Annotated in this window: 20 protein-coding genes, 1 tRNA gene and 1 pseudogene; 13 read left to right on the forward strand and 9 right to left on the reverse strand. The window is 69.2% G+C overall.

What is annotated here, in order from left to right:
• Positions 1–95 precede the first annotated feature (95 nt).
• From CLT71_RS07035 to CLT71_RS07060, 6 genes are all read left to right on the forward strand, one after another.
• On the forward strand, positions 96–1409 hold the full coding sequence (locus CLT71_RS07035) for an aspartate aminotransferase family protein (RefSeq protein ID WP_486483657.1): 1314 nt from the start codon (positions 96–98) through the stop codon (positions 1407–1409).
• A complete protein-coding gene (locus tag CLT71_RS07040) occupies positions 1403–2422 on the forward strand; it encodes an NAD-dependent epimerase/dehydratase family protein (RefSeq protein ID WP_101366393.1) in 1020 nt (339 codons plus the stop codon). Before CLT71_RS07035 ends, CLT71_RS07040 begins: the two co-directional genes overlap by 7 nt.
• Positions 2423–2460: 38 nt before the next feature.
• Positions 2461–3429, forward strand: a complete 969-nt coding sequence (locus tag CLT71_RS07045) for a UbiA prenyltransferase family protein (RefSeq protein ID WP_101366394.1) — start codon at positions 2461–2463, stop codon at positions 3427–3429.
• Positions 3426–4439, forward strand: a complete 1014-nt coding sequence (locus CLT71_RS07050; protein ID WP_101366395.1) for a glycosyltransferase family 2 protein — start codon at positions 3426–3428, stop codon at positions 4437–4439. The genes CLT71_RS07045 and CLT71_RS07050 overlap by 4 nt, the downstream gene beginning before the upstream one ends.
• Positions 4436–5494 (forward strand): glycosyltransferase family A protein, encoded by a 1059-nt coding sequence (locus CLT71_RS07055; protein WP_101366396.1) that lies wholly within the window; start codon positions 4436–4438, stop codon positions 5492–5494. The genes CLT71_RS07050 and CLT71_RS07055 overlap by 4 nt, the downstream gene beginning before the upstream one ends.
• A gap of 296 nt (positions 5495–5790) precedes the next feature.
• Positions 5791–6864 carry an endonuclease/exonuclease/phosphatase family protein gene (locus tag CLT71_RS07060; protein ID WP_101366397.1) on the forward strand — a complete coding sequence of 358 codons (1074 nt, stop codon included), beginning with the start codon at positions 5791–5793 and terminating at the stop codon, positions 6862–6864.
• Between the two features lie 72 nt (positions 6865–6936).
• Here the strand turns inward: CLT71_RS07060 and CLT71_RS07065 are convergent, their stop codons facing one another.
• Positions 6937–7743 (reverse strand): 4-carboxy-4-hydroxy-2-oxoadipate aldolase/oxaloacetate decarboxylase, encoded by an 807-nt coding sequence (locus CLT71_RS07065; protein ID WP_101366398.1) that lies wholly within the window; start codon positions 7741–7743, stop codon positions 6937–6939.
• The gene (locus tag CLT71_RS07070; protein WP_101366399.1) at positions 7740–8474 is read right to left on the reverse strand and encodes a PIG-L deacetylase family protein; all 735 of its coding nucleotides are present in this window, start codon (positions 8472–8474) and stop codon (positions 7740–7742) included. Before CLT71_RS07070 ends, CLT71_RS07065 begins: the two co-directional genes overlap by 4 nt.
• A gap of 374 nt (positions 8475–8848) precedes the next feature.
• Here CLT71_RS07070 and CLT71_RS07075 point away from each other — a divergent pair, with 374 nt between their 5' ends.
• Complete coding sequence (locus CLT71_RS07075) at positions 8849–9349, forward strand: hypothetical protein (RefSeq protein ID WP_101366400.1); 501 nt, start codon at positions 8849–8851, stop codon at positions 9347–9349.
• Between the two features lie 285 nt (positions 9350–9634).
• Here CLT71_RS07075 and CLT71_RS07080 read toward each other — a convergent pair whose 3' ends face one another.
• Entirely contained in the window at positions 9635–10039 is a 405-nt protein-coding gene (locus CLT71_RS07080) for a RidA family protein (RefSeq protein WP_101366401.1), read from the reverse strand.
• 154 nt (positions 10040–10193) lie between these two features.
• Between CLT71_RS07080 and CLT71_RS07085 the strand changes: the two genes are divergently transcribed.
• Positions 10194–10277 (forward strand) — tRNA-Leu (locus CLT71_RS07085).
• Between the two features lie 19 nt (positions 10278–10296).
• Here the strand turns inward: CLT71_RS07085 and CLT71_RS37845 are convergent.
• Entirely contained in the window at positions 10297–11004 is a 708-nt protein-coding gene (locus tag CLT71_RS37845; RefSeq protein ID WP_486483106.1) for a recombinase family protein, read from the reverse strand.
• Positions 11005–11348: 344 nt separating this feature from the next.
• On the opposite strand from CLT71_RS37845, the gene CLT71_RS37850 reads away from it, so the two are divergent.
• From CLT71_RS37850 to CLT71_RS07105, 4 genes and pseudogenes are all read left to right on the forward strand, one after another.
• Entirely contained in the window at positions 11349–11654 is a 306-nt protein-coding gene (locus tag CLT71_RS37850) for a type VII secretion target (RefSeq protein WP_143743389.1), read from the forward strand.
• A gap of 6 nt (positions 11655–11660) precedes the next feature.
• Positions 11661–13277 carry an alpha/beta hydrolase gene (locus CLT71_RS07095; RefSeq protein ID WP_101366402.1) on the forward strand — a complete coding sequence of 539 codons (1617 nt, stop codon included), beginning with the start codon at positions 11661–11663 and terminating at the stop codon, positions 13275–13277.
• Positions 13274–13774: a hypothetical protein gene (locus CLT71_RS07100; RefSeq protein ID WP_143743390.1), complete on the forward strand. Its 501-nt coding sequence runs from the start codon at positions 13274–13276 to the stop codon at positions 13772–13774. The genes CLT71_RS07095 and CLT71_RS07100 overlap by 4 nt, the downstream gene beginning before the upstream one ends.
• Positions 13775–14018: 244 nt before the next feature.
• A pseudogene (locus CLT71_RS07105) lies at positions 14019–14249 on the forward strand (ISL3 family transposase); the annotation flags it as partial.
• Between the two features lie 442 nt (positions 14250–14691).
• On the opposite strand, the gene CLT71_RS37855 reads toward CLT71_RS07105, so the two are convergent.
• The 4 genes from CLT71_RS37855 to CLT71_RS07120 form a co-directional block, all read right to left on the reverse strand.
• Positions 14692–15582 carry a hypothetical protein gene (locus CLT71_RS37855; protein WP_486483107.1) on the reverse strand — a complete coding sequence of 297 codons (891 nt, stop codon included), beginning with the start codon at positions 15580–15582 and terminating at the stop codon, positions 14692–14694.
• Between the two features lie 11 nt (positions 15583–15593).
• The gene (locus CLT71_RS07115; protein ID WP_101366404.1) at positions 15594–16847 is read right to left on the reverse strand and encodes a hypothetical protein; all 1254 of its coding nucleotides are present in this window, start codon (positions 16845–16847) and stop codon (positions 15594–15596) included.
• A gap of 401 nt (positions 16848–17248) precedes the next feature.
• Positions 17249–17443 carry a hypothetical protein gene (locus CLT71_RS37860; RefSeq protein ID WP_486483108.1) on the reverse strand — a complete coding sequence of 65 codons (195 nt, stop codon included), beginning with the start codon at positions 17441–17443 and terminating at the stop codon, positions 17249–17251.
• Positions 17444–17452: 9 nt separating this feature from the next.
• Complete coding sequence (locus CLT71_RS07120; protein ID WP_486483109.1) at positions 17453–18439, reverse strand: ISAs1 family transposase; 987 nt, start codon at positions 18437–18439, stop codon at positions 17453–17455.
• Between the two features lie 866 nt (positions 18440–19305).
• Between CLT71_RS07120 and CLT71_RS07125 the strand changes: the two genes are divergently transcribed.
• On the forward strand, positions 19306–20496 hold the full coding sequence (locus tag CLT71_RS07125; RefSeq protein WP_101366405.1) for an acyltransferase family protein: 1191 nt from the start codon (positions 19306–19308) through the stop codon (positions 20494–20496).
• A 67-nt stretch (positions 20497–20563) separates the two neighbouring features.
• Here CLT71_RS07125 and CLT71_RS07130 read toward each other — a convergent pair whose 3' ends face one another.
• Positions 20564–21901: a cytochrome P450 gene (locus tag CLT71_RS07130; RefSeq protein WP_101366406.1), complete on the reverse strand. Its 1338-nt coding sequence runs from the start codon at positions 21899–21901 to the stop codon at positions 20564–20566.
• Between the last annotated feature and the right edge of the window lie 108 nt (positions 21902–22009).

Genomic DNA, 22009 nt, shown 5'->3' on the forward strand with positions numbered 1-22009 from the left:
CCAATCTGGTCAGCCTGTCCGATTGCGATCGACTCACCGTTCGCGAGGTGCACGACCTCTATCGTCGTTACGTCAACGCGAGCCAGGTCAGCCTGATGACCTCGTTCGGGTTCGGCCGGGAATTGGTCGACCACGCCGAAGGCGCACACCTGGTGCTCCGCGACGGCCGCCGCGTCCTCGACCTCACCGGAGGCGTGGGCGTACTCAACCACGGTCACAACCATCCGCGCATCCTGGCCGCCCGGCAACGGTTCGCGGCTGCCCGGCGGATGGAGGTGCACAAGACGTACTTCTCGCCGTACCTGGCGGCGCTCGGGCACAACCTGGCCCAGCTCCTCCCCGGTGACCTGCGGATGTCGTTCCTGCCCAACTCGGGTGCGGAGGCGGTCGAGGGGGCGGTGAAGCTGGCGTACAAGTACCACGGTGGCCGGCGCGGGACGATCCTGCGGGCGGACTGCGGGTTCCACGGAAAGCTGCTGGGTTCGGGTGGGCTGACCGGTCAACCGTCGTTCGGTTTTCCCACCATTCCCGGCATAGTTCCATTTACCTATGGGAATCTGGACTCCGTCCGGGCGGCGGTCGAGGCACATCCGGACGATGTCTACGCCCTCATCGTCGAGCCCTTCAGCGCCTCCACCGTGACTTGGTGCGACGAGGACTTCCTCCGTGGCATTCGCCAGCTCTGCGACCGGCACGACATCGTGCTCATATTCGACGAGATCTACACCGGCTGGGGTAAGACCGGCAGCCTCTTCTACTTCATGCGGTATCCGGAGCTGGTCCCGGACGTCCTTACCACATCCAAGTCATTCGGCGGTGGAAAGTCATCGATTTCTGCATTCGTGGCGCGGGAACGGGTGTTCCGGAAGGCGTACGACAACCTCACCGACGCGCTGTTGCAGAGCACCAGCACCACCTACTACGGCATGGGTGAGGAGTGCGTCACCGCGCTGGAGGCGATCAACATCGTCGTGGAGGACGACTACCCGGCCCGGGCCCGCGAACTGGAGCGGGTGCTGGAACCCGCGCTGAAGCGGTTGGCCAAGGAGTTCCCGGACGCGGTGGGCCGGGTTGCCGGGGCGGGCGCGCTGTGGGGAGTACAGATCGACGGCGGCCCGAAGATCCTCGACCTGGTCGCCCGGCTCGCCCCCGCCGGGATGGCCCGGGACCCGAGGTTCAAGGCGAAGCTGGTCACCTGCGCGGTGATCAACGCGCTCTACCGGGACCACGACATCTTCACCTACTACACCCTCAACGGCCGCAACCCGCTGATCCTCGGACCGTCCCTGGTCACCGACCCGGCCGACGTGCAGCGCGCCTGCGACGCGCTCGGCGAGGTGCTGGAGCGGGGCCTGGCCAAGCTGGTCACCCGGTTCGTCGCGCAGAAGGTGGGGTCCACGCTGTGGTGATCACCGTGACCGGGGCGGCCGGGATGCTCGGCTCCCGGCTCGTCGAGCGGCTGACCGCCGACGGGCACCAGGTGTGCGGGGTGGACCTGCGCCCGGATCCCGGCGTCACTGTGGTCGGCGACATCCGGGACCCCCGGGTGATGGAGCGGGCCACCGACGGTGCGGCGGCGGTACTGCACTGCGCGGCGGCGCTGCCCAGTTATCCGGCCGCCGAGATCCGCTCGATCATCGTGGACGGCACCGCCAACGTGCTGCGGGCCGCCCGCAGATCCGGGGTGGACCGGGTACTGCACGTCTCGTCGACAGCCGTCTACGGACTCCCCCGCCAGGTGCCGACCCCGGAGGAGCACCCCCGGGAGCCGGTCGACACGTACAGCGCGGCGAAGGCGGCCGCCGAGGAGATCGTCGAACGGTACCGGGCCGACGGGCTCCCGGTCGCGATCCTGCGCCCGAAGACGTTTCTCGGGCCGGGCCGGATGGGACTCTTCGCGATGCTCTTCGAGTGGGCCGAGGAGGGCCGGAACTTCCCGGTACTCGGCCGGGGCGACGTACGGATCCAGATGTTCGCGGTCGACGACCTGGTCGACGCGGTGTTCACCGTGCTGGCCGCGCCCGACGAGGTGGCCAACGACACCTACAACCTGGCCGCGGAACGGTTCCGCACCCTGCGCGAGGACTTCCAGTCGGTGCTGGACGCGGCCGGGCACGGCAAACGGGTGGTCGGGATACCGGCCCGGCCGGCGCTGTTCGCCCTGGAACTGCTGGAGCGCAGCCGGCTCTCCCCCGTCTACGGGCGGCTGCTGCACAAGCTCCGGCACGACTCCTACGTGAGCATCGACAAGGCCGTCGACCGGCTCGGCTTCGCCCCGAAACTGTCGAACGAGGACGCGATCCTGCGCACCTACGAGTGGTGGCGCTCGGAGCGCCACCTGGCGCGCCCGTCCCGGGACGGGCGGACCAGCCGAGACCCGTGGCGGCAGGGCGTGCTCTCCCTCGCGAAGATCTTCTTCTGATCGGAGTCGAAGGTGTCTCTCTCTGACCGGAGCCGAGGATGACCGCCGTCGAGACGGTCGTCGAGCCCGCCGTACCGGCTGCGGCGGGACGCGGTCTCCCGGCCCCCCGGCTCGCCCGGCACCTGCTGGCACTGACCCGCCCCGGCCACGCGGTCAAGAACCTGCTGGCCGTACCGCTGGCGCTGCTGGACACACCACTGTGGACCGCGTCGGCGCTGCTGCGTACCGGCTGGGCGGTGCTGGTCTTCACGGTGGCCGCGTCGACCATCTACGTCGTCAACGACATCGTCGACCGCCGGCTGGACCGTACCCACCCGGTAAAACGCAACCGGCCGGTCGCCGCCGGCCTGGTGCCGGTACCGGTGGCCTGGCTGCTCGCGGTCGGGTTGGCCGGACTGCTGCTGGGCCTGGTCCTGCTCGGTCCCGACCTGCCGTGGTGGCCGCTTGTCGGCTACCTCTGTCTCAGCATCACCTACAGCCGGTGGCTCAAGCACCTGCCGATGCTGGACATCTGCGTCGTCGCCGCCGGCTTCGTGCTGCGGGTCCTCCAGGGGTACGCGGCCACCGGGGCGGCGCCGTCCGGACTGCTGCTCACCGCGGTCTTCGCCGGCTGCCTGGTGCTGATCCTCGGCAAGCGGCGACACGAGCTGGCCGCTGCCGGATCGGCGCATCGCCCGGCGCTGGCCGGCTACAACGTGCTGCTCGCCGATCACCTGCTCGGGCTGAACACCGCGCTGGCCAGCACGACGTTCCTGCTCTACCTGAACACCGACGCGCCACTCGGGCCGTGGCGCCCGGTCACCCTCGCCGTGGTGGTGCCGCTCGGCCTGCTCGCCGCGTTCCGCTACCTCCAGGCCGTACTGGTCCGGCAGTCCGGCGGCGACCCGATCCGGGCGCTGCTGCGGGACCGGATGATCGTGGCCAGCGCCGTCCTGATCGGCACCACGCTGGTCCTGGCGGAAATCGGCGCCCGCTTTCCCAATCTGGTGAACTGGATGGACCTATGAACACACCGCTCGTCTCGGTCATCGTGCCGAACTACAACTACGCCACGGCACTCGGGCTCTGCCTCGGTGCGCTGCGGACACAGAACTATCCGAACCTGGAACTGATCGTGGTCGACGACTGTAGTACCGACGACTCGGTGGCGGTCGCCGAGTCGTACGGGGCGCGCGTGCTGCGTACCCCGACCAACTCGGGACCGGCGGCGGCCCGCAACCTCGGCGCGGCGAACGCGCACGGCGAGATCCTCTTCTTCGTGGACTCGGACGTGGCCGCCAAGCCGGACGCGGTCGCCAACGCGGTCGAACTGCTCGGCGCCGATGCGGAGATCGGGGCGGTCTGCGGCAACTACGATCCGGTGCCGCTGGTCCGGGACAGCCTGCTTGAGGAATACCGCTGCCTCCAGCAGTCCTACTGGCTGATCGCCGACGAGGGGCGGATCTTCACCCTCTACACCGCGCTGCTGGCGATCCCGGCCCGGGTCTTCGCCGAGATCGGGCCGTTCAACCCGCGACTGCGGGAGACCGAGAACGCCGACTACGGGATGCGGCTCGCCCAGCGGTACCAGATCTGGCTCTCGCCGAAGGTGCGCGGCGTGCACGACCACGACGCCGACCTGGGCGTACTGATCCGCAAGGTCTTCACCCGCACCGCCTTGCACATCCCGATGTACGCCCGCAAGCCGGAGTTTCCCGGCGGGTTGAGCAGCGGGCCGCGCGCCTGGGTCAGCGTGGCCGCCCTGCTGACCGTGCTGACCTGCGCCCTGCCGGTGGTCTTCGGCGCGGCGTTCCTGGCGGTGCCGCTCGCCGCGCTCGCCGCCTGCCTCGCCGGTGACCTGCCGATGTACCGGTTCGTCCGCCGGGAACGCGGGGTGATCTTCCTCGGCTACTTCATGGCGATGCACTTCTTCCTCAACCTGGTGATCGCGGTCGCCGCGATCTCCGGAGTCGCCGCCTGGCTCGCCTCGGGCCGGTTCCGTGGCCTCTACGACCGGCCGGAGGTGGCGACCCGATGACGGTCAACGGTGCGCGGCCGGGCGACGGCCCGCTGGTCTCGGTGATCGTGCCGAACTACAACTACGCCGAGTCGCTGGACCTGTGCCTGCGGTCGATCCTCGACCAGACGTACCCGAACATCGAGATCCTGATGGTCGACGACTGCTCCACGGACCAGTCGGTGGCGGTGGCCGAGGCGCTCGGGGTACGGGTGGTGAGCACCGGGCGCAACGGCGGCTGCGGCCGGGCCCGCAACATCGGCGCCGCGCACAGCAGCGGCGAGCTGATCTGCTACGTCGACTCGGACCTGGTGCTGGCCCCGGACGCGGTGGCGAACGCGGTACGCCTGATCCTCGGCGACCAGAGGATCGGCGCGGTCTGCGGGATCGAGGATCCCGAGCCGCTGCTGCACGACACGGCGGTGGCCCGGTACCGTGGCCTGCAATATCACTACTGGTCGATCAGTTCGGAAGGCGACGTGTCGTTCCTCTTCCCGGCCGTCTGCATGCTGCGCCGGACCGTCTTCGAGGAGATCGGCCCGTTCAACCCCGGGTTGCGGCACACCGAGGAGGTCGACTACGGCTACCGGTTGAGCCGCCGCTACCGGTTGGTGCTCACCTCGCTGGTCCGGGGCCGGCACGACCACGACCACGAGCTGCGCGGGCTGCTGCGCAAGCTGTTCCACAGGGGACGGTTGCGGATCCCGCTCTACGCCCGGGCCCGCCGGTTCGGGCAGGGCTTCGAGACGGCCGCGCGGGCCTGGGGCAGCCTGGCCGCGTTCGGCGTACTGCCGGCGCTGGCGGTGCCGCTGCTGCTCGGCCCCTGGGGGCTGGTGGTCCCCGCCGGGCTGTTGGCCGCCTCGCTCGCCTGCGACGCCGGCATGTACGGCTTCGTCCGCCGCCGGCACGGGGTGCCCTTCCTGGTCTTCTTCGCCGGGCTGCACTTCCTGGTCAACGTCACGATCACCGCCGGGGTGGCCACCGGCACGCTGCAGTGGCTCGCCTCCGGCACGTTCCGCCGGCTCTACGACGCCTCGTTCCCGGTCGACCCGGCCCCGCTGCGGGGGCCGGCGTGACGGTCGCCGTTCCCGGCAGCGACGGACTGCTGCCCGGAGGGCCGCCCACCGGCCCTCCGGGCACCGTTCCACCGGGCGTTGGCACTGCGGGCGCCCTTCCACCGGGCACCGTTCCACCGGGCACTGGCGCTGAAGGCACCGTTCCACCGCGCGTTGACGCTCCGGGCAGCGGCGCTTCCGGCAGTTTTGGCTCCTCGGAGTCCGGCCTGCCCGCGCCGGCCGGGACGGGGTCGGCAGCCGAGGCAGGGCGGGCAGCCGAGGCGGAGCCTGCGGCAGGGACAGAGCCCGCGTCCGACGTGGTCCGGCGGGGGCGGCGCGGCTGGCGGTGGTGGCTCTACACCGGGCTGGTCGCCGCCGGAGGGTTCTGGCTGGCCTTCACCGTGGCACACCTGATACTCAGCGGCCGGTGGTGGCTTTGGCTCGCGGTGGACGCGGTGCCGCCGCCGGCCTTCCTCGGCGTACCGCTGCTGCTGGCGGTGGCCGCCGCGCCGTGTCGCCGGTCGCGCCGGCCGGTGGCGCTGCTCTCCGCCGCCGCGCTGCTGCTGGGCGGGCCGCTGTCCGGGCTCAACCTGCGCGGGCTCTCCGGCGGTGACGGCCCGCCCCCGCCCGACGCGGTCCGGGTCTTCAGCTGGAACACCGGGTACTGGGACGAGGGCGGCCAGACCGACGGGCTGTACGCGCTGCTCCGGGCCGCCGACGCCGACGTCTACCTGCTGCAGGAATACTGGTACGAGCACTCGTCCGGTCCGGGCGAGGCGGAGTTGGCCCGGCTGCGTACCGAGTTCCCGGGTTTCCACGTCGCGGTCGTCGGCGAGTTGGTGACAGTGTCCCGCCATCCGATCCTGCGTCGGCTGCCGCTGGAGGCGCCGGACATGCCACCGCCACTGTGGGGCACGACGGAACAGTGGCGGTACAAGGTGTTGCGTACCGACCTGGACCTCGGGGCGGGGCGCGTACTGTCGGTCTACAACCTGCACATGCCGGTGCAGTTGGTGCCGGACCACAGTCCGCTGGGCGGCGAGTTCTACCGGGTGATCCGGCAGCAGCACGCGCAGCGCGAGCCGCAGTGGCGGGCGCTGGCCCGGGACGTGGCGAGCAATCCGCATCCGATACTGGTCGTCGGTGACCTCAACACCAGTCCGGCAATGGGCGACCTGGCCAAGGTGCCCGACGGGCTCCGGGACGCCGGGTACGCGTCCTCGGCGCGCTATCCGGCGACCTGGTCGGACGCGCCCGGCTGGCCGCGACTGTGGCGGTTGGACTGGGCCTTCGTCTCGGCGGCGGTCCGGGTGCACTCGTACCGCTTCGGCGGGTCGACCAACGGCGTCTCCGACCACCGCCCGCAGCAACTGGTGCTCTCACTGCGCTGAGGTGTCCAGCCCCTCCCCCGCCCCTCGCAGGCTCGGTGGTCGGCCTCGGTGGTCGGCGGTCCTACCTCGGTCCTATCGGGCGTCGGGATCGCGCGGGCGTGCGGCTCGCGTCTGCCCGGCATCCTGGGCGTCGTCCTGGCCGATCGCGTCGCGCTGGCTGGTGGCGTCGTCCTGGTCGGTGGCGTCGCCCTGGTCGGTCGCGTCGACGTACCGGACGCCGAGTCGATCCAGCAGCGGCCGGAGGTGGTACATGTCCAGCCCGAGCATGCCGTCCGCGAGCTGCCGCCGCTTCTCCTCCTCCCTGGCCTCGCGCTCGGCGCCGGCCTCGGCGACCTCCCGGGCCCGCTCGCGTGGCACCACCACGACTCCGTCGTCGTCGGCGACGATCACGTCGGCCGGACGCACGTAACCGCCGCCGAGCACGATCGGGACGTTCACCGAACCCGGGCTCGCCTTCACGGTGCCCTGCGCGGAGACCGCCCGGGACCACACCGGGAAGCCGAGTTCGGTCAGCGCCGCGACGTCACGGCAGCCCGCGTCGATGACGACGCCGAGGACACCACGGGCCCGCAGCGAGGTGGCCAGCAGCTCGCCGAAGGCACCGTCCGTGCTGGGCGAGGTGAAGGCGACCACGAGTACGTCACCAGGGCGGGTCTGCTCGACGGCCGCGTGGATCATCAGGTTGTCCCCCGGCTGGGCGGAGACGGTCACCGCCCGGCCGGCGATCCGGGCACCCGGGTAGATGGGTCTGAGCAGGTGCCCCAGCAGGCCGGTACGGCCCTGCGCCTCGTGCACCGTCGACACGCCCTGCCGGCCGAGTCGCGCGACGGCGTCGGGCGGTGGGGCGGCGTCGACCCTGACGATGACGTGACCGCTCACAGCAGTTCGCCGCCGACCACCGGGAAGACCCGCTGGTACGCCTCGGCGTGCGTGATCGACCGATCGCCGCCGTTACGGACCGCCTGCACCCCGCGCCGTACCCCGAGATCCGTGTAGTACCCGACCAGATGACCCTGGGCTCCCATGATCCGCATCGCCTCGACCTTGCGCTCGAAGACACTGGTGATGTCCAGCAGCAGGTTCGGCACGAAGCCGCACTGCTCGGGCTGGTGTGGCTCGAACTGCAACACGTTCGGGGCGCCGATCGGTCGGGTCTCCCGGTCGTGTCCGGCCGCCTGGGCCACCATCCGGGCCCGGAGCACGATCTCGTGGCTGAGCGAGTGGTCGAGATTGTAGGGATCCCTGGCCGGATGGGTGAGGATCACGGCCGGGTCGACCCGGCGGATCGTCGCGACGACGCTGTCGTACAGGTCGTCAGTGGCGCGCAGCGGATAGTCCCCCGCGTCGAGGAACTCGATCTCGGCACCGAGTACCTTCGCCGCCCGGCCCGCCTCGTCGCGTCTGGCCTCCTTGACCCGGTCGAGGGTCATGCCGGGTTGCTTCCACAGCCCCTGCGATTCACCCTTCTCGCCGAAGGTGAGGCAGAGCACGTGCACCTGCCGGCCCCGGGAGGCGCCGAGGGCGATGGCGCCACCGGCCCGCCAGACGAAGTCGGCGGCGTGTGCGCTCACCACCAGGATCGGACCGCGCCCGATCGGAGACGCTGTCATCGACGATCCTTCCCGAGCGGTTCCGCGGGCACGCGTACGTCCGGGTCGGAAGCCGCCACGCTTGTCGGAGGCAGACCGATCATAGGGGTGGCCAACACGATTACCAATAACATTGTCAACAATCCTGGCGGGTGGGACACGCCCGAGAACATCGACACGGTTCGGCGCCCACGCGGCTGCTGATCCACAATGGATCTGGCTTACCTGCCGTTTCTCGGCCGGCGCCGGACGGAAGGTCAGGTCGCGCCGTCCGCAGTGGCGCCACCGCCGGTGGCGGTGACCGCCGTACCGGGCAGCGTAGGCGCGGCGGGTGTCCTATCGCCTTGTGAAGCAACAGGGGTGCGGGTCGCGGTGAACGGCGGCAGCATGGCCAGGTGTCTGATCTTGAATGGGATGACGTAAGGGAGTGGTTCGACCCGGCGTCGAACGGAGTGTTGCCGGACCTGCATGTGCCGGATACGACGGTCGCTGATTGGCAGGCCGTTGTAGATCTTGTCCGGTCCACGGGATGGGCCTACGAGTACGCGGTGGACGGGCGCGTGGTCCGGGTGCCGCATCGGGTTGAGGACATGCTGCGCTTGCGGGACGAGGCGGGTGTGACGTTGAAGGTGTGGCCCGCCCCGGGGGTACTGGCGATCTTTCAGCCATACGCCGCTGAGCAGATCGACTTCGACATCGATCTGCGGGAGGTGCAGGGTCAGCGGCGGCTGGACGTGTTGTGCCGGTTCATGAGGGCGATCGGCCGCAGGCTGGGCAAGCCGGTGGTGATGACCGCTGAGGGCTCGGACACAGCGCCGATCATCGGTTATGACGTTGAAGACGACCGGGTGAGAGTCCTTGGCGAGGAGTCGGGTGGCAGCAGCGACGCCCGTTGACCGAGGTGGGTAGGGATCTTTGTCGTGGAGCATGGACACCAGGAACGCCAGCGACGGCGGCCGAGGCAGATGAAGGCGGCGTCGTGACGAGCGGGAACATCGGGGTGAATTCGCCCACCTGACCGACGACCGGACCGCGTGGTCACCGGATACCTGATCATGCTCGCCGAGCCGGTGACCCCACGCGCGGCCGGTCGATCCCTCGATCTACAACTACGGAGTGCAAGCGCGCCGGGACTTATGATCACCGTTGCCGGGAGTGTCCGCGCGCCGCCTCCCGGCGGATCACATCGGCAGGGCAGCAGTGACGTCGAGTTCCACCAACTGACCCGGAAAGCCCAGCTGGGCCACCCCGAGCAGAGTACTGGCAGTGCTGAACGCCGGAGCGAGCGCGGACGCCTGGAAGCGCCGCCAGACCTCGGCGAGCACGTCCCGGTCCGGGCTGACCACGTAGATGACCGTACGAACCACGTGCTCCGGCCCGGCGCCCACCGACTCGAGCGCGATCATGGCGTTAGCGGCGACCTGGTCCACCTGAGCGCCGAAATCGCCAGAACCGACCAGTACCCCTCCGGCATCCAACGGACACTGCCCCGCCAGATAGGCGGTACGGCCCGCCGGGACGATCGTGACGTGGTGGTAGCCCGGGGTGGCATGGAGCTTCTCAGGGTTGCTGCGAGTGATCATCATGGTGCCAGTATGAGAGAAGCAGGGGCGCCGACGGCTCGGGGTATGCCGCCGTGCGTGATCTACGGGCGCCGTGTACAGTTGTCCCCCGTGCGGCGCTGCGGGCGGCCGACAGGACAAGTCGTTGTCTCGTCGGTGGCTCGGTGACGTAATGCAGGTCCGGGTGGCGGAATGGCAGACGCGCTAGCTTGAGGTGCTAGTGCCCGTATAGGGCGTGGGGGTTCAAGTCCCCCCTCGGACACATCATTACCACATATCGATCATGGATATCGTGTCCTGACGTGCGTGGATGTCTTTCTTGCTGGCGCGCAGGCTTCTTGATCGCACACGATGATGATCTTGTTGGTGCGCAGGAAGCTGACCAACTTGTGTGGGTCACGGAGGGTCTCCGCGAAGTCGGAGTGGGTGGCCAGCCTGCCAATGATGTGGTCTTCCCGCAGGTAGAGGATCTTGTGACGTCGGCTCGTGGGGTGTCGGGTGCTGGTGTGGCCGTGGCGGCATCGGTAGCCGGGGCGCTGGTTGACCCAGTGGGATTCCATCCTGCGACCGCAGGGTGCGCAGCGCAGTAGGCCGGTGAACAGGTAGCTGCGGGTGGCGCCGGCGGCGGCGGTCCGGTGGGGGCGGATGGCCTGGGTGGTGATGAAGTCCTGCTCGCTGATCAGCGCGGTGTGGGCTTGCTGTTTGGAGATTACCCAGTCTGTGGTGGGGTTCCATCGGGTGTCTCGTTGGTCGTGCCCGCTGCTGATGGAGTTGACGTCGGTGCGTTGCCGGTTCCATACCTGCCGGCCGGTGTAGCGGGGGTTGGCGAGGATCTCCGCGACCGTCCGCACCGTCCACCCTTCCGCTGTCCGGTGCCAGTTGCGGCTGCGGTCGTACTGCGATGGTGACGGAACTCCCAGGTGGTTGAGGGTGCGGGCGATGCCGGCGGCACTGGTTCCGGCAATCCGCTGCGCGAAGATCCAATGCACGTGCGGTGCGGTGACCGGGTCGGGGCGAGTCGATGTAGTCGGCGTCCCCAGCGGGCGTGCGCGGTGTTTGGCGAGCGTGGCGATGATGCAGACGGCGTCGCGAACGGCGTCCTCGGTGAGGTTGCCGAAGCCCAGTACGAGTCGCGGTGACGTACTCGACCTCTCCGCCTGAGCCGCTCATCCCGTACAGGCCGATCCGCCGTGCCCGTGCCCGCTCGGCGCCACCATCCGCACCGGCGCGCGACCGAACCGGCTGCACTTCGTCGGTCCCGACCTGGCGCCGTTTCCGACGGAGACACGTATTGTGCCCGCCCTGCTACCCTCCGATCCGGGGAGGGGCATCGATGGCTACGGAGGTACGAGTCGACCCGGCACTGCTTGAGGCGAAGGCCGGCGTGGCGGCCGAGCTGCGGGTGGGCCTCGACCGGGAGTTGACGGATGTGAAACCGGAGACCACTCAGGTGGCCCGGGAGTTGCGCGGCTGGCAGACCGGGACCGCACTGGAGAACCTGCTGCACTGGTGGGAGGACGACCTGGGCAAGCTGCGACAGCGGCTGGACGCGCTGGCCGAGGGCCTACGCCTGTGCGCCCGTGACTACCGGCATAGCGACCGGGCCAGCGCGGACAACTTCCGCGCGGTGGGACGGTGAACCGGCGTGATCACGTACGTCGACCTGCGCGACGCCCGGCTCGGCACGCTGACCGAGGCGGCGGAGGCATGGCGGCTGCTGGCCCGCCGATCCGGTGAACTGGAACGGCGGGTCGTCGCCGAGTTGACCGCGCCGCTGCGAACCTCCGGCTGGTCCGGCGACGCGGCGTCCGCGCTCTTCGCCCGCCTCGACCTGCTGGACGACGAGTTCGAGCTGGCCGCCCTGCTGCACCGGATGGCCGCGATCGTGCTCGGCAACGCCGCCCAGCGGCTACGTGACGTCCAGCAGCGCCTGCACGCCGCGATTGACGCCTGCGACCTGCTGGGGCTGCGGGTGGAGGAGGACGGTCGGGTGGTGCCGCCGCCCGCGCAGGACTGGCACATCCACCTCGACGACGGCCGGGCCGAGCGGGCGTTGCAGTACCAGAACGCCGAGATCTACACCGACCTGATCGGCAAGCTGCTCGCCGAGGCGGACGACGCGGACGCGGACATCAAGCACGCCCTGGGCAAGCTGGAGCCGCTCGACCGTGGCGCCATGGACACCTTCGAATGGAAGAACGCGATCCTGGACGCCCGGGAGGTCGCCGACCTGCTCGGCGTGGCGGAGTCCGCCATCCCGGCGGACGGCACCGATCCGACGAGCGTTCGAGCCTGGTGGGACGGGCTCAGCGAGGACCAGCGCCTGCTGTACCTGACCGCCCATCCCGACCGGCTCGGCGCGCTGGACGGGCTGCCGGCCACCGACCGGGACGAGGCGAACCGGCTGGCGTTGCGGTCACACGTCGCGGAACTGGGGCACGCGCCGGAGTGGGGTGCGCAGGAACGGCGCGAACTGGACCGGCTGCTTCCGCTGCTCGACAAACTGGAGGCCGCCGAGTACGGGCCGGTCGGCCAGGAGTTGTACCTGCTCGGGTTGGAGAACGCCAACGACGGAAAGGCGATCGTCGCGGTCGGCAATCCCGACAGCGCCGCGCACACCGCCGTACTGGTCCCCGGCACCGGCACCGAACTCGACAACATGCGCGGGCAGATCGACCGGGCAGCCGAGGTGCAGCAAGCGGCACAACAGATCGGCGGCCCGACGGCCGGCGGCGTCTCGGTGATCGCCTGGCTCGGCTACGACGCCCCGGGATTCGACACCAGTGCGATGGGTACCGGACACGCCGAGGCCGGCGCCCCGGCCCTGGACAGCTTCGTCAACGGCCTAAACGCCGCACACGATCCAGGGCCGAGCCACACCACGGTGATCGGGCACAGCTACGGCAGCGTGGTGGTGGGCGAGGCTGCCAGCCGAGGCGACGGCCTGACCGTACACGACATCGTGACGGCCGGCAGTCCCGGAATGTCGGTAGGCACCGCCGGAGAACTCCAACTCGATCCCCGGCACGTCTGGGCGGGCGGCGCGGCGAACGACCCGATGACCGGCGCGACGGGCAGCATTCCCGGGGTGCACGACAACGAACCGACCGACCAGGACTTCGGCGCCAACCGCTACCAGGTGGACACCTCCGGGCACAGCGGATACTGGACCCCGGGCAGTGAGAGCCTGAAGAACCAGGGCCGGATCGTGCTCGGCCTCTACGACCAGGTGACTCTCGATCACGGGCAGTCGCCACGATGAGGGTACGAGCCGCAGTGGTGGCGACCGCCGCCGTGCTGGCGGCCCTCGCCGGCTGCTCGGGGGCGGACAACGGGAAGGATCCGACGGTGCAGAGCCAGTCGAGAGCGGACGTCGAGGCGGCGACCCGCGCGCACCTCGGTGCCGCCACGGAGGCGATCGGCGAGGGCAGCCCGGATCCGGCGCCGTCCGTCAGACCGGCACCCTGCGATGGGTACCGTGACGACGCCGTTTTCCACGTCTCCGGGTTCAGCCACGTGACGCTCCCCGTCGAGCGCCACACCATGGCGCTGGAACGGCTCCGCGACGAGTGGACCGCGAAGGGGTATGAGCTCAAGAACTTCCGGGTCCTGCCCGGGGGCGCCGGTGCCGAGTTGGATCTGGTCAACCCCGCCGACGGCTTCCAGTTCTCCTGGACGACCTCGGGTGACCGGGTCTGGATCGCCCTGATCGTGATGTCCCCCTGCGTCCGCTCGCCGGACGGCAAGTACCCGGGCTGACCGAGGTACCCGGCCCAACGATCGGGTCAGCCGGAACCGACGGTTGCCACCCGCTCTTCCGACAACGCATCCCGGCCGCGATCTGTCAACAACACCGCTGCTCAGACTCGACAAGCCCGGTCGGGAGATCGTCTGCCGCCACAATCGGAAGGCTAGTCGACGTCCCGCCGCATCCAAGGCTGCTAGAAAGGGGACTGTACAAATAACGGCCCTGACTCACATTCGGTGGTGACGGAGAGTTGTGATGGTCGTTGACACTCGCGTGAAGGATGTCAACGAGCTGGTGCGGACGGTGTTCTCGGGTCTTTCCCCGCTGGTCATAGAGGATGTCGTCGATGAGGGCGAGCGGATCGTGGTGCGGGCACGGACTCCGCAGGGCACCGCGGTCTGTCCGGTGTGCGGGCCGTCGTCGGGGCGGGTGCACGGATTTCACCTGCGGACGGTGGCCGACGTTCCGATCGACGGACGGCGGCTTGGGACCACCAGGGATTGGGGAACCAGGCAAAGGCGTAGATGATTCCCGACAAGCCCGCGTACCAGAGGGCACGGCGGGCGCCGATGAGATCAGCGACCTTGATGTGCGTCGTGACCTTGCGTATCACGTCGTCGGTGTACTCGTCCCACGTCTCGCCGAGAACCTCGCTGGCGGTCACCGTCGAGCCGCCCACGGTCAGTTCACGGTCCGGGTCCTGCATAAGCTCGACCAACGCCGCGATGTGGTCGGGCACCGAGCGCCGAACGTAGACGATTTCGGTACCCGGCTGGGTGATCGAGTTGGGTAGGACGCCACCGAGCATGTCTCGGACATCCAGGGCGATGCTGATGTTCATCCGCATCAGGACGGGAGCACGTCTTTGTGGCGCGACGAGGGCCGCGGTCGCACCGGTCACCGCGCGCGGCGGACCTGTGCAGCGGGGCTACCAGCGAGCGGATGTGACCGTGCCCGCGTACTCGCCGAGCAGATCGGCGTACATACCAACGTCCATGGTGTCGTAGCGGCAGCGCTCAACGAGCCGGTTCAGCCGCTCGGCAATCTCCCCCGGGTCAAGGTCGAGGCGTTCACACAGATCACGGTGTGCGCCCACGAGCGGCTCAGTGACCTCCTCCGGTTCGGTGCGGGTGATGTGGTAGGCGTCGCGGAGGTGTCCGGATAGTTCGTCCCAGACGAGGATGGCCTCCTCGACCAATTCAAGCGCAGTAGAGGTCGCGGGGCGGGCGCACAGGATCTCGACCTCGGCAGCCAAGCGGTGCCCGGCGGCCTCCACATCGGAGATCTGCCACCTGCTACCGGTGGTCACATTCGACGCGTCCCGGACAACAGCGCGGAAGTCGGCGAGACCGGATTCGTCGGCGCCGTTGAGCATGCCGGCCTCGCCCAGCAACAGGGTGGCGAACAGGCGGTCCCGAACCGCGTACCCCGCCGCCAGGTCCGCCAACTGGCGGGGCGAGAGGCGCTGCACCGCCTCAAGGTACTGGGCGCGTTCGGGTTCCGCGGGGACGGCGCCGGGTGGGGTTGCGGCGCCGGAGAAGGCGACGCCGGCGGTGAACGCGGTCAACGCTGTCGCGACCGCGTGCGCGCAAAGTGCATCCCCGGTGATCCCGCAGTCGCAGTCGCCGGTAAACACCCCGTCAACGATGCCCACCCACGGCTGGAAGGCGGCGCCGCGGTCGCGTACCACCGCCTGGAAACCGCCACCGGCCGGCTCCAACTCACCAACGCTGTCGTCGGTCAGCAGCCGTGCCGCAGCCTCACCCACGGCTGTCGGGATCGAATCACGAAACGCCTCAACATCGATGCGGACCGCCACGGGCGTACACCCTACCGGTCGGGTTGTAGCTGAGCGGCGTCGAGCTTGGCCAGGAACGTCGGCCGACGCTTGTGTTCTGCGCGTAACGCTTGCAGGTAGGCGTCGAACTGCGCGGTCTCGCTGGTGGCCGTATACGCCTCGCGTAGGCTGCGCAGCAGCGTGATCGCCTTGTCGTAGCGGCGTTTGTCGTACGAGTCCATCAGTTGGGCGTCGATGAGCGCCCGATGGGGTTCCCGCACCTCGGCCGGGTGGGTTCGCCGCCGTAACTCCAGCAGCTCGACGCGTTGCCGGGCGGGCAACTCGTCCAGGCGGGCCAGCCCGGTGTGCCATGCCTCGTCGTCACGGCCGGCCAGCACCAGCGCGTCGATCAGATCGGGCAGGTAAGCCTCCTGCCATGCGGCGCGGTCACGTACCACCGCCAACGCCCACTCGGTGTGCGCGGCTTCCCGGTCGGTCTCGGCCACGGTCGCCAGCAGCGACCGGAAGTTGTCGAGCGTCGGCTGGCCGTCGAACGCAGCCCGGCGTTCGGCCACCGCCGCCCCAGGTTCACCAGTCTCGATCAGCAGCCGCACCAGCAGGTCGCGTAGCTTCACCGACTGGTGGCCGGACGGATACTCAACAAGCCCGCGTCGGGCCCAGTTGATCGCCTCGGCGAGCCGGTGCGCCTGCGCCAGTACCCGTACGATCCGCCCGTACTGGTCGGCGCTGGCCAGGTGCTCCGCCAATATCCGCACGTGGCGGTCCACGTCGCCGGAGACCTCGGCCAACTGCTCCCGCAGGTACCGCACCGCCCACTGCTGATGCCAGTTATCGGGGTCGGCCGCGGCGGCACGCCCGTCGACCAACCGTGCCATCTCGGTCACGCCCTTCGCCCCCAACGCCGGTGCCCACTCGCGCAGCACCACGTCCGGCCAGCCGGGGCCCTCGCACACCAGCTTCACCAGCCACGCTGCCAGCCCAACGGGCCGAGGCGGCGCGGCCCGGCACGCCCGGGCGTACACCTCCATCAGGTTCGCCAGGTCGTTGCCGAGCACCCCGGAGGAACTGTCCATGTACATCAGGGCGCTGGTCATCCGGTCGACCGCCTTGCGCAGCACGGGCACCGCGACCGCCGCCTCACCCGCGTCGATCAGTCTCTGGCAGCGGTCCGCGACCTCACGCGCGGCCCGGGAGTAGGCATCCCGGCCCGCGTACGGGTCACGGCGACGATCCCGTCGCAACCGGTCCACCAGCACGGTCAGCTCGTCCGTATCCTTCGCCCTCACCGCTACATCACAGCAGAACCCGCACGACAACCCGGGCAAGCCAAGCGGCACGACGCGGGGCCGCGCTGCCGCCGCGACGGCACGCTCACCGACCCCTCCCGCCGGCCCCGGCGAAGCCAGCGCGGGTCCGCGACTCCCCGCCAAAATGGTGGGCAGCGCCACCCGAAGACAGCCGCCCGGATCACCCGCCAACAGCAACGCCACCCCTGCCCGCGCCCGGTCACGTACCGGAGCCACCCAGCCGGCAGTAGCGCAACACCAGCAAGGGCACCACTCCCCCGCCGGCCGGTCCCGAGGCGAGCCGGGCGGCCAACCGCGTGAGACCCGGTGAGTAGTACGGCGAGCGCACGGTCTCGCTTGAGCCACGTCAGCCGCCACCACTGACTACCCGTAGGTCAGGGTCATTGCGTAGTCGGGTAGCTGCTGGTCACGGTGGTGATGAGGTCGTGTGGGCGACGGTTGGCGCGTCGGGTGGCTCGGGCGATGTTGGTTTCGCCGTTGCCGCGGTGGAAGCCGATGGCGGTGTTGCGGAGGACGGCTGCGACGGCGGGTCCGGTGCCGGTGCGGGCTCGGTGGGCGTCCTCGCCGAAGGTCACATCGCGGACTCAGTGCAGCCGGTTCTCGATGTGCCATTCCAGCCGGGCCCATTGCTGCAGGTCGGCAGGCTGGGCGTGGGCGGCGGGCAACGAGGCCACCAGATAGACCGTCTCCCGGGTTCGCTTGCCGGCCACGGTGCGGGTGCGGGTGATCCGGACGGCCTGCTGAGCATGGGGAAAACCGATGCCGCCGGGAGTCTGCAGGGTCAGCGCCTTGACGGTGCGGGTCTCACGGCGGCCGTGTCCGGTGTCGCGGTGCTGGTCCCCGATCGACACCTGCGCCCACGGCAGCCGTTTGAGCTGAGCGTACAAGGTCGGCTGGTTGGCCTTGACCGACACGTACAGGTCCCCACCGGCAGCGGCGACAGCTCGGGCGTGGGCGACCTGTGCGTGCAGGGCATCCGCGACGATCACCACCCCGGCCAGGCTGCCCAGCCGTGCCGTGACCTGTTCCAGCAGCGGGGCGAACGCGGGAATTTCGTTCGACTTCGCCGCGACCTGGACCTGCGCCAGGACCACACCGGTCGAGGTGTCGTAGGCCGACAGCAGATGGACCCGTCCCTCGGTCAGGACCGCGCCGCGCACCACCTTGCCGTCCACGGCGATGACCCGCCTGATCGGCGGCGGCGCCGACAGCCGGGAGCACAGCCAGTCGGCCAGGACCGCCGTCAACGTCTCGGCGTCAACGCGGACCAACAGCCGCCACACCGTGCTCAGCACCGGAACCCGACCGGTGAACCCAAGCCGGCCCCACGCCGGCGCATCGAGATCATCGACCCAGTCGACGATCGCGGCGAACGTGCAAGCCCCGGCCATCACCGCGCACACCGCGACCGCGAGCACGCTGGCCAGGGGGTACCGGACACCACGCGGGTCACGCGGATCGGGAACCCTCGCCAGGGCCTCCAACAGGCCAAACGCCTCACCTCCAGCAGTCAAGGAGCCGGGCGGGGCGGGGGCATGGTGACGGATCACGTCGATCAGCGATGATGACATGCGCGGGTGTGGTCCTTCTCGGTGTCATGTTGTCTCAGCAACTCCATGATCACCGACGGACCGCACCCGTCCTACGTCACCCTCCAATCAGGCCGACGAACCTGCGAAATCCCAGGTCAGAAGCACCCTCAGACGACTACGCAAAGCCCCTGACCCGTAGGTACAGCCGATCCGCGACGGCATTGTCGCACGGGGCGGCGCCCTCGGCGCGAGACCGAATTCAGTGACGACTATTCGTTGATCTTGCCCAATGGACTGAGATGCGCTTGATCTCATCCTCTCGCTTGCCACCTGACTCGAGCTGCCTGGAAGGCAGCGCGGGCGCAGTGGCGGGAAGGATCCGGTAACAAAGTGGACTGGACTCCCGCTGCGGGTCCGGCGTAGCATCCTGCTCCAGAGAGATCGTCAAGCGATCGCCGCTGGTGGATGTAGACCAGCGGATCGGGGGGATCAATGATCTATGCTCTGCCACCGCAACGCCACTTTTCCTGCACTGCTATAGCGCCGCATCCCTGGGTTCTTACCTTGGTTCCCGAGGAGCGCTACAGAACAAGCCGGCAAGACTAGCGTCGATCTTCACGAGCCTATTGGCCTGATGTCGGCTGGTGTGCGTCAGCCCGCCCGGCTCAGGTACCTCGGCGCGGGCGAGTTCATCCCGGTGCACGCGGTGAGTCGGCGCGGCTGCGGGCGGCCATCGACAAGGTGAGCGACGACCCTGCCTACCACGCGAAAGCGCAGCACTACAAACGCCCGGATCGCGAGTTGGACGGCGTGCGGCGCGCGGCCGACATCGCGGAGGAGGCATTCCGGACGCGCCGGCCGGTACGCAGACAGGAGATTTCCGAACCAACGGAGGGTGGCCGCCGATGACACAGCAGGCGGGACGTATGGCCCGGCAGTTGCCGACGCTCAACGGTTTGCGGGGGATCGCCGCAGTAACGGTCTTTTTCTCCCACACAACGTTGTTCGGCTTTTTCGCCGACGAGCGGGTCGACGACTGGTGGTACACCGCTCTCAGCCGTACCGGATCTGCTGCGCTTGGCTTCTTCTTCATCCTCAGCGGTTTCGTCCTGACCTGGTCGGCTCCGGACCACGAGCCGAATCGCCGATTCTGGCGCCGTCGGGCCGCCCGGATCCTGCCGAACCACCTGGTCGTCTGTGCCGTGTTCATCGTTCTTCTGGTCCTGATACGAGGGGGCGCGCCGCTGTGGCCGACGCTTGCGAACGTCGCGCTGGTGCAGAGCTGGATTCCGGATGAGTTCATCTTCAACGGAGTCAATCCGCCGAGCTGGTCGCTGAGCTGTGAGATCTTCTTCTACGCATCGTTCCCGTGGCTGCTCGCCGGCGCCCGAAGGCTCTCCGCTGCCTGGCTCTGGTCGATCGCGGGTGGCATTGTCGCCGCGATGCTTGTCGCACCCGTCGTCGCCACGGCGTTCCTGCCGGACGAGCCGACGTACACCTACGCGGACGCGGCATTTCCGCAGTTCTGGTTCGTACAACAGTTCCCGTTGATCCGGATGCTGGACTTCGTCCTCGGGATCGTCATCGCCCAGCTCGTCATGCGGGGGCTGTGGATCAGGCTGAGCCTGCCCGCCGCCGCGCTTGTCACGCTGGCCTTCTACGGCATTTCCGAGGTCGTGCCGCTGCTCTACTCGGTGGTCGCGGCGATGGTCATCCCGCTCGCGTTGCTGGTGGCTGCCGCGGCGCGAGCGGACGTCGAGGGGCACCGCTCACCGCTGCGCGGGCGGGTCGCCGGCTGGCTGGGCGACACGTCCTTCGCCTTCTACCTCATTCACATCCTGGTGTTGTACGGCGCCGGGAACATGTCGCCGAGCGGCTTCGGCGTCGCCGCTGCGCTGGCCGTGATGGTCGGCGCCTACCTGGTGACCCTCGGCCTTGCGTCGTTGCTTCACATCGGCGTGGAACGGCCGATGATGCGCCGGTTCGCCAAATCCCGGAAACCTGCCGCCCGCCCTCAGCCCGCCGCCGTGGCTACCGCTTCGCCTGCCCCTGAGCCGATGCCCGTCGCGACGGGTGACGGGACCCGAGTCAGGTAGCGACAACCGGACGCCGGGCCGAACCGGTGTCCTGGCTGATCCTGTCCGGATCAGCCAGGACACCGGTTCACCGGACGGTCAGCGTGGCCCGGACCGCGCCAGCCGGACGCAGAGTGACCATCGGTACGACCTCCAGCCGCTCTTCGCGGGTGTCCACACGGTAACGGGCGAGCAACGCGCTCAGCAGTACGGTCATCTCCAGCAGCGCGAAGTGTTCCCCGATGCAACTGCGCGGCCCGCCACCGAACGGGAAGTAGGCGTAGCGCGGCCGCTCCTGCTGCCCGAGGAACCGGTCGGGCTCGAAGCGCTCCGGGTCGGGCCAGAATTCCGGATGCCGGTGCGTGACCCAGGGAGCAACTACCACCTTGGTATTGGCCGGAATGCGGTGACCGGAGACGACGACGTCAGACTCGGTCATTCGCTCCATGCTGTACACGGGCGGGTACAGCCGCATGCCTTCCATCGCCGCAGCTCGCACCAGTTTTTCGTCGCCCGTGCCGATTCCGGCCGCGACCCGTTCCTGCACCTCGGGATGCCGACCCAGCAGGTGCATGGTGAAGGCCAGCCCGGCCGAGGTCGTCTCGTGCCCGGCGAGCAGGAACACGAGCATCTGATCCCGGATTTCCTCCATGGACAGCGCCTGCCCGGTCTCCGGATCCTCGGCCGCGAACAACCGGCTGAGCAGATCCTCGTTCTCCTCGCCGCCCATCCGCTGGCGGGCGGCGATGATGTGGTCGATGATCTCGTACTGGGTCGCACGTACCTGCATGATCCGGCGGGACCGCGGAGTCGGCCAGTTCAGCGGCAGCTTGACGACCTGTAGGGCGCGCGCCAGCGCGAGGTCGCCCAGAATGGGCATGAGCTCCTGTAAACGGGGGACGACCTCGTCGATGTCGTCGCCGAACAGCGCCCGGCCGACCACCCGCATCGTGTAGCGCTGCATGACCTGGTACAGGTCCACGACGGATCCCGTGGTGATCGCCATGTCGTCGACGACCCGGGCCGCTTCCTCGGCCATCAGCTCGGTGTAGCGGGCTACCCGGCGCGGCGTGAACAGCGGTTGCAGCGTCCGCCGCTGTCGCAGCCAACGGTCTCCGTCGCTGGTCAGCAGGCCCTCACCGATGAACTCCCGAAGGATTTCGTACGCGCTCGCACGGCGGCTGAAGACCTGAGGCGTGGTAAGGACCTGATGGATGCCGTCGGGGTGGTGCACGTTCACCACGTCGACGCTGACGGCACGTGGCCCCCGAGGCAGTCCGACGTGGTAAGCCACCACGTCGCCGTACGTGTGGAAGCCGTCCAGGATCGATCCCAGGAGGTCGCGGCGGAGCGCCGGCAGCATGCCGAGGAGCGGATGCCCGGCGGGACCCGGTACGGCGATGGCCTTGGACAACTGTGTCGTCACGTTGATCCCCCGTTCAGTTAATCGACCTACGTCGACTATATTTCCACGCGCCGTACCCCATCTCAGTCCCTGGCGCCGCAGCGTGCAGCGATGGTCATCACTATCGCT

The organism is Plantactinospora sp. CNZ320, assembly GCF_002846275.1.